Consider the following 1,937-nt stretch of genomic DNA (forward strand, 5'->3'; position numbering starts at 1 on the left):
ACGTATCTTTGCACACCAAAAAGATAAAATAATAAGAATTCAGAATGAAGAATATTCGCAACTTTTGCATTATTGCTCATATTGACCACGGTAAGTCAACGTTGGCCGACCGTCTGTTGGAGTTTACTAACACCATTCAGGTGACTTCAGGGCAGATGCTTGATAATATGGATCTGGAAAAAGAAAGAGGGATCACTATCAAGAGCCATGCGATCCAGATGGAATATACTTATCAGGGGGAGAAGTATGTCCTTAACCTGATTGATACTCCGGGACACGTGGACTTTTCGTATGAGGTGTCACGTTCTATCGCTGCATGTGAAGGGGCATTGCTGATTGTCGATGCTTCGCAGGGAGTGCAGGCGCAGACGATCTCGAATCTGTATATGGCCATTGAACACGACCTTGAGATTATTCCGGTTATCAATAAATGCGATATGGCGAGCGCCAATCCCGAAGAAGTGGAGGACGAAATCGTTGAACTGTTGGGTTGCAAGCGCGAGGAGGTAATTCGTGCATCCGGTAAAACGGGTATGGGAGTGGAAGAGATACTGGCTGCTGTGATTGAACGTATTCCTCATCCCGAAGGGAATGAAGAGGCACCGTTGCAGGCTTTGATTTTTGACTCTGTATTCAACTCTTTCCGTGGAATTATAGCTTATTTCAAGATTGAAAACGGCACGATTCGCAAGGGCGACAAGGTGAAGTTTTTCAATACGGGAAAAGAGTATGATGCCGATGAAATAGGGGTGTTGAAAATGGATATGGTGCCTCGTAACGAACTTCGTACGGGGGATGTAGGATATATAATTTCCGGTATCAAAACTTCCAAAGAGGTGAAGGTGGGAGATACCATTACGCATATTGCCCGTCCGTGCGACAAGGCTATTGCCGGGTTTGAGGAGGTGAAGCCGATGGTGTTTGCCGGAGTGTACCCGATTGAGGCGGAAGATTTCGAAGATCTTCGCGCGTCTTTGGAAAAGTTGCAGCTGAATGATGCGTCGTTGACTTTCCAGCCGGAGTCTTCATTGGCTTTGGGTTTTGGTTTCCGTTGCGGTTTCCTCGGATTGCTCCACATGGAGATTGTGCAGGAGCGCCTGGATCGTGAGTTTGACATGAATGTGATTACTACGGTACCGAACGTGTCCTACCATATATATGATAAGCAGGGCAATATGAAGGAGGTGCACAACCCTGGTGGTATGCCCGACCCGACGATGATTGACCATATCGAGGAACCGTATATCAAAGCATCTATTATTACAACGACTGATTATATCGGTCCTATTATGACGCTTTGTCTGGGGAAACGCGGTGAATTGATTAAACAGGAATATATCTCCGGTAACCGGGTGGAAATCTATTACAATATGCCTTTGGGAGAAATCGTGATTGACTTTTATGATAAGTTGAAGAGTATTTCTAAAGGGTATGCGTCGTTTGATTATCATCCGAATGGTTTCCGTACTTCGAAGCTGGTGAAGCTGGATATTTTGTTGAACGGTGAGCCTGTGGATGCACTTTCTACTTTGACACATATTGACAATGCTTACGATATGGGACGCCGGATGTGTGAGAAGCTGAAAGAGCTTATTCCGCGCCAGCAGTTTGATATTGCCATTCAGGCAGCTATCGGGGCTAAGATTATTTCCCGTGAAACGATTAAGGCTGTTCGTAAGGATGTGACAGCGAAGTGTTATGGTGGTGACGTGAGCCGTAAACGTAAACTGCTTGAAAAGCAGAAAAAAGGTAAAAAACGAATGAAACAAATCGGTAACGTGGAAGTGCCGCAAAAAGCCTTCCTCGCCGTACTGAAGCTGGATTAAAAATACTGCCGCAAGCAATTTTTCAGAGATCTGTTCTGAACAAATTGACTTGCGGTTAGTTTTTAATACACCAGGTGATTGCCTTCTGTCTGCAGAGCTTTCCTTGGCAAT

Annotated in this window: 1 protein-coding gene; it reads left to right on the forward strand. The window is 45.1% G+C overall.

Annotation, left to right across the window (positions count from 1 at the left end):
* The first annotated feature begins 44 nt into the window (after positions 1-44).
* Positions 45-1,826 carry a translation elongation factor 4 gene (gene lepA, locus ACT8YW_RS23125; RefSeq protein ID WP_004325757.1) on the forward strand — a complete coding sequence of 594 codons (1,782 nt, stop codon included), beginning with the start codon at positions 45-47 and terminating at the stop codon, positions 1,824-1,826.
* The last annotated feature ends 111 nt before the right edge of the window (positions 1,827-1,937 follow it).

Origin of the sequence: Bacteroides sp. (assembly GCF_052357945.1) — a bacterium.
In the GTDB taxonomy this organism is placed as follows: Bacteria; Bacteroidota; Bacteroidia; order Bacteroidales; family Bacteroidaceae; genus Bacteroides.

What these genes read in the sequence shown, in the direction of transcription:
- lepA (WP_004325757.1), top strand. Translation starts at nt 45, where the DNA reads ATGAAGAATATTCGCAACTTTTGCATTATTGCTCATATTGACCACGGT.